The organism is Natrinema soli (assembly GCF_028618695.1).
In genome coordinates, this window is record NZ_JAQIVI010000262.1 from 1 (window position 1) to 8,130 (window position 8,130).

7 protein-coding genes and 1 pseudogene are annotated in these 8,130 nt (G+C 66.2%); 7 read left to right on the forward strand and 1 reads right to left on the reverse strand.

The features are described from left to right. The 4 genes and pseudogenes from PGX04_RS16370 to PGX04_RS16385 all read left to right on the forward strand — a co-directional run. Positions 1 to 323, forward strand: a pseudogene (locus tag PGX04_RS16370) (5-methyltetrahydropteroyltriglutamate--homocysteine methyltransferase); the annotation flags it as partial. Continuing rightward, complete coding sequence (locus tag PGX04_RS16375) at positions 320 to 1,393, forward strand: methionine synthase (protein ID WP_273739488.1); 1,074 nt, start codon at positions 320 to 322, stop codon at positions 1,391 to 1,393. The pseudogene PGX04_RS16370 and the gene PGX04_RS16375, both read left to right, overlap by 4 nt. A 291-nt stretch (positions 1,394 to 1,684) precedes the next feature. Continuing rightward, positions 1,685 to 2,302 (forward strand): nitroreductase family protein, encoded by a 618-nt coding sequence (locus tag PGX04_RS16380; protein ID WP_273739489.1) that lies wholly within the window; start codon positions 1,685 to 1,687, stop codon positions 2,300 to 2,302. 340 nt (positions 2,303 to 2,642) lie between these two features. Next, positions 2,643 to 5,201, forward strand: coding sequence for a glycoside hydrolase family 3 protein (locus tag PGX04_RS16385; RefSeq protein ID WP_273739490.1), 2,559 nt, complete (start codon positions 2,643 to 2,645; stop codon positions 5,199 to 5,201). A 60-nt stretch (positions 5,202 to 5,261) separates the two neighbouring features. Here the strand turns inward: PGX04_RS16385 and PGX04_RS16390 are convergent, their stop codons facing one another. Next, complete coding sequence (locus tag PGX04_RS16390; RefSeq protein WP_273739491.1) at positions 5,262 to 5,858, reverse strand: hypothetical protein; 597 nt, start codon at positions 5,856 to 5,858, stop codon at positions 5,262 to 5,264. Positions 5,859 to 5,991: 133 nt separating this feature from the next. On the opposite strand from PGX04_RS16390, the gene PGX04_RS16395 reads away from it, so the two are divergent. The 3 genes from PGX04_RS16395 to PGX04_RS16405 form a co-directional block, all read left to right on the forward strand. Then, positions 5,992 to 7,119, forward strand: coding sequence for a Gfo/Idh/MocA family protein (locus tag PGX04_RS16395; protein WP_273739492.1), 1,128 nt, complete (start codon positions 5,992 to 5,994; stop codon positions 7,117 to 7,119). A gap of 138 nt (positions 7,120 to 7,257) precedes the next feature. Next, positions 7,258 to 7,653, forward strand: coding sequence for an acyl-CoA thioesterase (locus PGX04_RS16400; RefSeq protein ID WP_273739493.1), 396 nt, complete (start codon positions 7,258 to 7,260; stop codon positions 7,651 to 7,653). Positions 7,654 to 7,739: 86 nt separating this feature from the next. After that, positions 7,740 to 8,130, forward strand: a 391-nt coding sequence (locus tag PGX04_RS16405) for an alcohol dehydrogenase catalytic domain-containing protein (protein ID WP_377042896.1), incomplete at its 3' end; no start/stop codon positions are given.

Genomic DNA, 8,130 nt, shown 5'->3' on the forward strand with positions numbered 1-8,130 from the left:
CGCACCTGCTCGATGCCGACATCGACGCGGTCGGCTTCGACTTCGTCGCGGATCAGGACGACAACCTCTACAACATTCAGGAGTACGGCGCGCCCGACGATGTCGCGCTCGGCCTCGCGGACGGCCAGAACACGCTCGTCGAGGATCCCGAAGCGATCCGCGACCGAGTCGAGTGGGTCGAGGGCCAACTCGGTGTCACCGACTTTGAGACGGTCTACCTCACGACGAACACCGAGACGTTCTACCTGCCATACGGCAAGTACGTGGAGAAACTCGAGGTCCTTGCGGAAGCCGCGGACCTCGCGGAGGTGAAAGCAGCATGACGAACGAAAACAAAGATCAGTTCCGACGGCCCGATCACGACAACGACCACTTCCTGCTGACGACCGTCGTCGGCTCCTACCCCAAGCCCAAGTGGCTCAACCGCGCGAAGGAGCGCTACGAGGACGACGAGGCCGACTTCGACGAGGAGAACTGGCAGGAGGCGAAAGACGACGCCGCGCGGGTCATCACCGACGAGCACGAACGCGCCGGCCTCGACGTCGTCGTCGACGGCGAGATGCGGCGCACCGAGATGGTCGAGTTCTTCGCCCATCGGATCGAGGGCTACGAGTTCAACGGCCCCGTCAAGGTCTGGGGCCACAACTACTTCGACAAGCCGAGCGTCGTCAGCGAGGTCGAGTACGAGGACAGCTGGCTCGTCGACGAGTACGAGTTCACCGCGGCCGCCAGCGACCGGCCGGTCAAGGTCCCGATCACTGGCCCCTACACGCTCGCGAACTGGTCGTTCAACGAGGCCTACGATGACGACGACGAGCTAACCCTCGAGCTCGCCGACCTCGTCAACGAGGAGATCGAGAAGCTCGTCGACGCCGGCGCGCGCTACATCCAGATCGACGAGCCCGCGCTCGCGACCACGCCCGACGACCACGCCATCGTCGGCGAGGCCCTCGAGCACATCGTCGCCGACATCCCCGAGGAGGTTCGCATCGGCCTCCACGTCTGTTACGGCGACTACTCCCGCATCTACCCCGAAATCCTCGAGTTCCCGGTCGACGAGTTCGACCTCGAGCTCGCGAACGGCGACTACGAGCAGCTCGACGTGTTCAAGGACCCCGAGTTCTCCAAGGATCTCGCGCTCGGCGTCTGCGACGCCCACGTCGCCGAGGTCGAGTCCGTCGAGCAGATCGAGGCGAACATCAAGAAGGGACTCGAGGTCGTTCCGCCGGAACAGCTGGTCGTTTCGCCGGACTGCGGCGTGAAGCTGCTGCCCCGCGAGGTCGCCTACGGCAAGATGGCGAACATGGTCGAGGCGGCCCGGAACATCGAGGCGGACCTCGACGCGGGCAACATCGACGTCGAGCTCGGAGCGGCCACGCCGGCCGACGACTGAGTCGGTTCGCCGAAACGCCGCGCATCTGTTTTCCGCTCGTCCGGTAGTTCTCCCATCGAGTTCCGTTTCGCGTCCGGTGCCGCCGCGTGAACAGCGAGGTTTTGGGCCTACTCCTCTCCCGTAACTCCGGCTCTGCGACGCCGGACTGATGCGCCTCGTTTGGGAAACTATCACACGCATATTATACTGGTAGATACTGCTGAACCGATAGACACGACCACGACATGAGTGTTACCTGGTAACCCGTTTGTCTGATAACGTATACATACGTCGAGCTCCGACGGGTGATCGATGACGGAGTCTCTCCAGACCCAACGCGAACTGCGCGACGACGTCGCCGAGCACCGCGAGCCCGACCACGATATCGACCCGCTGTTCGTCAACCGCTGGTCGCCGCGCGCGATGACCGGCGAGCCACTCGACGAGGAGGAGTACCTCCCGCTGTTCGAGGCCGCCCGCTGGGCCCCCTCCGCGTTCAACAATCAACACTGGCGGTTCTGCTACGCGAGCCGCGAGGACGACGAGTGGGACGCGTTCGTCGACCTGCTGAACGAAGGGAACCGGGCGTGGGCGACCGACGCCGCCGTGCTCGCGGTCATCGTCTCGAAAACGACGTTCGACCACAACGGCGAACCGGCACCGGTCCACTCCTTCGATACCGGCGCAGCTTGGGAGAACCTCGCACTCGAGGGTTCGCGCCGTGATCTGGCCGTCCACGGAATGGCCGGATTCGATCACGAGCGCGCAGTCGAGGAGCTCGGCGTTCCCGACGAGTTCGAGGTCGAAGCGATGGTCGCGATTGGCGAGCGCGCCCCGCCCGAAACGCTCTCCGACGAATTGCGGGAGCGCGAACAGCCGAGCGACCGTAAGCCGCTCGCGGAGATCGTCCACCGCGGCGGCTTCGAGTAGGCCGCGCCTCGCGTTCTCGGTCCCCGATCGGAACCGGCTCGTCCCCGCACGACTCGACTGCTTTTCGGCCGGACCGAACGGACGATACGCGGGTCCGATAGCGAGGGGTACACGCCGGGAGGCCGTCACCGGTACCGATGACGGTGCGCGTCAGCGATGAACCGCCCGGTCGCTCGATCCCGCCCGTCGAAACTCGGCGGGACCGAAACGCTCGTTCGAGACAGCTGCCGTCGGCGAGTTCGGCGCATCGTTCGTTCCATTTGGTCCGTTCCATTGCAGTTATCCCCCTCTGATTACGTAGAAAATATTTATTACATATCGAGTAGTAATGCAGTCTCGTATGTCAGACGACCGACTATCGGAGCGCGAATCGGAAGGGATCGACGAATCGCGGCGAACGTTCATGAAGACGACCGGCGCGGCGACGGCGGCGTCCGCGGTCGGCGTCGGCGCGAGTACCGCCGCGGCCGAGCGAACCGGGACGGGCATCGACGACGTGATCGACGAGTTGACCCTCGAGCAGAAGGTGGGCCAGATGACGCAGGTCGCGATCGACGATCTCGGCGAGGGGTTCGGTCCCGAGACCGCGTTCAACGATCACGACGACGCGGAGACGCTCGGCGAGTTGTTCACGGAGCTTCACGTCGGGTCGATCCTCAACGGCGGGGCGACGGGACCGACGTTCGACGGCGAGGAGTTCGTCGCGGGGCTCAACCGGCTCCAGCGGTATACGGTCGAGAATACGGCCTCCGGGATTCCGTTCATCTGGGGCTGTGACGCGCTCCACGGGAACACGCTGCTCGACGGCTGTACGAGCTTCCCACAGCGGCTCAACATGGGCGCGACCCGCGACGTCGAACTGGTCGAGGCGGCGGCGACCCACACCGGGAACGAGGTCGCCGCGATGGGGGGCCACTGGACCTTCGGACCGACGGTCGACGTGCTGCGAGACATGCGTTGGGGCCGGTACTTCGAGGGCCACAGCGAGGACTCGATGCTGCTGGGCGAACTGGGGAAGGCGCGAGCCCGCGGGTTCCAGCGGAACGGTCGCGTCGCGGCGACGGTCAAACATTTCGCCGGGTACGGGACGCCCAACACCGGAAAGGACCGCGCCCACGCCCGCACGTCGATGCGAGATCTCCGTACCAGACAGCTCCCGGCCTACGAGCGAGCGCTCGAGGAGGCCGAGACGGTGATGGTCAACAGCGGGGCGGTCAACGGAAAGCCCGCCCACGCCTCGCAGTGGCTGCTGACGCAGGTGTTGCGGGAGCGCTTCGAGTTCGATGGCGTCGTCCTCACCGACTGGGACGACTTCAAGCGGATGATCTCGAATCACGAGTATCTTCCCGACACGGACGAGGGGTGGCGCGAGGCCGTCAGGCAGGGACTTGAGGCCGGGATCGACATGCACATGTGCGGCGGGGAGACGGCGCCGACGGAGTTCATCGAGACGACGATCGACCTCGTCGAGCGCGGCGAACTCTCGGAGGACCGCATCGACGAGTCGGTCCGTCGCATCCTCGAACTCAAGCGCGATCTCGGACTGTTCGACCAGCCCACCGTTCCCGAGGACGAGATCGGCGGTCTCGTCGGCGGCGCGCGGGACGTCTCCGAGCGACTCGCCAAGGAGTCGCTGGTCCTGCTAGAAAACGAAGCGGACGCGCTCCCGCTCGAGGGAGCCGAGGACGTGTTGCTGACCGGCCCCGGAGTCGAGGCGGGAACGTCCAACCGGTTCCTGATGCAACACGGCGGCTGGACGCTCGGCTGGCAGGGGATCGAGGACGGCGACCTGACCGAGGACGGGCCGCGACCGCGTCAGAACACCATCGCGGGCGAGCTGTCGGACCGACTCGGCGACCGACTCACGCACGTCCCGACCGAGTTCGAGGCCGCGCCCTATGCGAGTATCTACGAGAACTTCGACAACGGGTTCTTCGACGTGACCGACGAGCAGGAGGCGGCGGTCGTCGACGCTGCCGACGCGGCCGATGCCGTCGTCGTCGTGCTCGGCGAGGGGCCGCACAACGAGGGGTTCGGCGATCGCGACAAGATGCGCCTCCCCGAGGCACAGCGGAACCTCGTGAAACTGGTTGACGAGGCGACCGACGACGTCCCGCTCGTCGGCGTGATCGTCGCCGGGAGCCCGCGCGGGACTGCGGAAACGTTCGACCGCCTCGACGCCGTCCTGTTCGCCGGCCAGCCCGGTAGCGACACCGGCGTCGCCGTCGCCGACACCCTCTTCGGCGACAATAACCCGTCGGGACGGCTCCCGTTTACCTGGGAAGCCAACGTCGGCCACGTTCCCCTCTTCTACGACGACTACCCGCCGCGCCAGTCCGTCGGCGCGGAGAGCGGGATGGTCCAGTACGAGTTCGGGCACGGGCTCTCCTACACCGACTGGGAGTACTCGGACCTCTCGCTCTCGCGGGACACCGTCGGCAATCCCGCTCGGAACCCGCCCGTTACGGCCCGAGTGACGGTCGAGAACACCGGCGAACGGCCCGGCGAGCACATCGTCGAGGTGTACAACACCGAGTTCTACGGGTCGGTGCTCCAGCCCCACCGCCGGCTGATGGGCTTCGATCGAGTCGCGCTCGGACCCGGCGAGTCCGCGACCGTCGAAATCGAACTCGACCTCGCGACGCTCGAGGTCGTTCCCGGAGACGTGCCCGGTGACCGGGCGAAGGTAGTCGAGGCCGGCGAGTACGAACTCTCGGTCGGCGACGAGTCGACGACGCTAACGGTCAGGAACGCGGCGTCGATCACCGACTCCGAACCGGCACCCGGCCGGTACGACATCGACAACGATGGCAGCGAGGACTTCGAGGACGTCATGGCGCTCTACCGCCGACTCAAGCGACGCGGCGACGTCGGGAAGCGGTCCCCTCCGCACAGGTAACTCGCTCGCACGGCCGTCGCCGAACCCTCGAGCGAGTCGTCACCGCCCCGAGCGTAGCCGTCAGGAAAGGTCGATACTGGTCTGGGACCCGTCACTCTTGACGACGATCGTCCCGTCGCGGCGAACGACGATGCCGTAGCCGAACAGCGTGAGTTCGAAGATCACGTCGTCGTCGTCCGCCCCGCCGTCGCTTCTGACCGACTCCCGGACGGCGAACGTCACCGACTCGATCTCGGCGGTATCGTCCGCGATGGCCTCGAGCGTCGCCGTCGGCACGTCTCGGATCACGGCCTCGACGGTAAACGCGATCACGTCGGGCGGCGATTTGACCGATCCGAATCCGTCGTCCGCCGTCGAGCGAAGGTCGTCGAGACTGGTGGGAATATCCTCCGTATCCGGAGTCGCGATGCCGACGTCGGCGTTCTCGAGGCAGAGCGTCGCGGGTCCCGTCAGGTCGATTTCGACGGGGTCCGAGTCGTCGGTCGACACCGTGATGCGGACGGGATCCAGGGTCGAACCCTCGAACTCGGCGAGCAGCGCCTCGGTCACGGTGACCGTTCCCTCGATGGCGAATTCGAGCTGATCGGGCGGCCGCCGCTCGACGGAATCAGCCAGGTGGATACTCTCGGTTTCGTCGAGATCGATTGTGACGGTCATCAGTTTCTCCAGTACGTCCTCGGAGGAGCCACAAGCGTGAAACGTTATCGTATACCATGGAATGGATCGGTGCGATCGGAATCGTCGACGGTGATGCCAAAGCGCTAACTACCAAGCCGATAAACGACCGTTCATGACCCTCGAGGTCGGTGTACTCGGCTATCGATTCATGGGCAAAGCGCACGCGAACGCGATGGCGCGGCTGCCGATGTTCTTCCCGGACGCGCCCGAAGTCGAGCGTCGCGTGCTCGTCGGCCGCGACGAATCGGCGCTGTCGGATGCCGCCGAACGGCTCGGCTTCGACTCGACCGCGACGGACTGGAGAGATGTCGTCGACGACGTGGACGTCTTCTACAACCTCGGGCCGAACCACGTCCACCGCGAACCGTCGGTCGCCGCCCTCGAGGCGGGAACGCCGGTCTTCTGCGAGAAACCGCTCGCGCCGACGCTCGAAGAAGCGGACGTGATGGCCGAGACGGCGCGTGAGGCCGGCGACGACGTGCCCGCGGGCTGTGCGTTCAACTACCGGTTCGTGCCCGCGATCCGGTACGCGAAGCGACTGCTCGAGGCGGGCGAACTCGGGGAGATCCGTCAGGTCCGCGGGCGCTACCTGCAGGACTGGCTGGTCGATTCCGACGCGCCGTGGTCGTGGCGCAACGACGAGGAAATGGCCGGCTCCGGCGCGCTCGGTGATCTCGGCTCGCACACGGTCGACCTGCTTCGGTTCTTGGTCGGTGACGACGACCTTGCGGGCGATATCGAACGGCTCAGCGGCCACCTGAAGACGTTCGTCGACGAGCGACCGGTAGCGGACGACGCTGGTGAGACGAGACCGGTTACGGTCGACGACGCCTACAGCGCGCAGCTCGAGTTCGAAAACGGTGCCGTCGGATCGCTCGAGGGGACGCGGGTCGCGGCGGGCCACAAGAACGACCACACGATCGAGATCCACGGCTCGAAGGGAAGCCTCCGATTTTCGCTCGAGCGGCTGAACGAACTCGAAGTGCTCCGCGAGGGCGACCGCGGTTACGAGACGATTCTGGTCACGGACGAGGACGACCCCTACGTCGATCACTGGTGGCCGCCGGGCCACGTGCTGGGCTGGGAGCACACCTTCGTCCACGAGAACTACGAGTTCCTCAGCGCCGTCGCGGACGACCGCGAGTTCGAACCGAACTTCGAGGACGGACTCGCCGCCCAGCAGGTGCTCGACGCGATCGAACGGAGCGACGAGCGGGGCGAGTGGGTCGCGCTCGAGTAAGTCCCCTGTCCTGGTACTCGGTGGCGGTGAAAGGCGTCTCACTCCGAGCCGATCATCCGTCGGTCGGCCCATCACCTCGATGGAATCGAGCACCCGAACTCCGCAACGTATTCGGAGTGGCTCCGCCTCGAGCCACCCATGGCGGCCTACGAGACGACGATCGACGTCAGGACCGACGACCTCGGGCGGAGCGGACACGTCAACAACTCGAAGTTCGTCGCGTACACCGATCTCGCTCGGGACCGCTACTTCGCAAGTCACGGCTACGGGCCCGACGACAGCAGGCATCTGGTCGTCCAGCTCGAGGTCGAGTACGAGCGCGCGCTCACGACGCTGACACCGATCACCGTCGCCGTCGACGTGACCGATGTCGGCGAGACGAGCGTCACCCTCGAGTACGAGCTTCGGGACGACGACGGCGCGGTCGCCGCCGTCACGACGGTGGTCGTCACGGTCGACGAGGACGGCCCGGCCGCAATCCCGGCGTCGCTGCGCGACGAATTGAAGGCAGACCTCGAGTCGGCGACGGCGTGACGTTCGTCTAACGGGGCCCGACGAGCGGCTCGCGGACTGCCGAAAGCGTCGGGTATTCCCGTCGGGCGGCCGAAGTCCGGACCGCCATGTCTTCGGAGATGACCGCCCACGTTATCGAGGAGTACGGCGACCCGGACGCCTTCACGGAGACGACCCTCGAGGTCCCCGAACCCGGACCGGACGAGATCCGCGTCGCGGTCGAAGCGTCCAGTCTCAACCCGGTCGATTACAAGATCCGACAGGGTGCGCTGCCCGACTTCGCCCCCGAACTCCCGGCGACGCTCCACTGTGACGCGTCGGGCGTCGTCGACGCGGTCGGTGAGGACGTCGAGACGTTCGCTGAGGGCGACGAGGTGTACGGTATGCCCGGCGGCGCGGGCCGACAGGGCTCGCTCGCCGACTACGTGGTCGGTCACGCCGGAACCTTCGCTCACGCACCGGAGTCGATCCCGCTTGAGGAGGCCGCCGCCCTCCCGG

Excerpts from the sequence above, each read along its gene's own strand:
- PGX04_RS16385 (WP_273739490.1), top strand. The coding sequence starts at position 2,643 with ATGTCAGACGACCGACTATCGGAGCGCGAATCGGAAGGGATCGACGAA.
- PGX04_RS16390 (WP_273739491.1), bottom strand. The coding sequence starts at position 5,858 with ATGACCGTCACAATCGATCTCGACGAAACCGAGAGTATCCACCTGGCT.
- PGX04_RS16375 (WP_273739488.1), top strand. The coding sequence starts at position 320 with ATGACGAACGAAAACAAAGATCAGTTCCGACGGCCCGATCACGACAAC.
- PGX04_RS16380 (WP_273739489.1), top strand. The coding sequence starts at position 1,685 with ATGACGGAGTCTCTCCAGACCCAACGCGAACTGCGCGACGACGTCGCC.
- PGX04_RS16400 (WP_273739493.1), top strand. The coding sequence starts at position 7,258 with ATGGCGGCCTACGAGACGACGATCGACGTCAGGACCGACGACCTCGGG.
- PGX04_RS16395 (WP_273739492.1), top strand. The coding sequence starts at position 5,992 with ATGACCCTCGAGGTCGGTGTACTCGGCTATCGATTCATGGGCAAAGCG.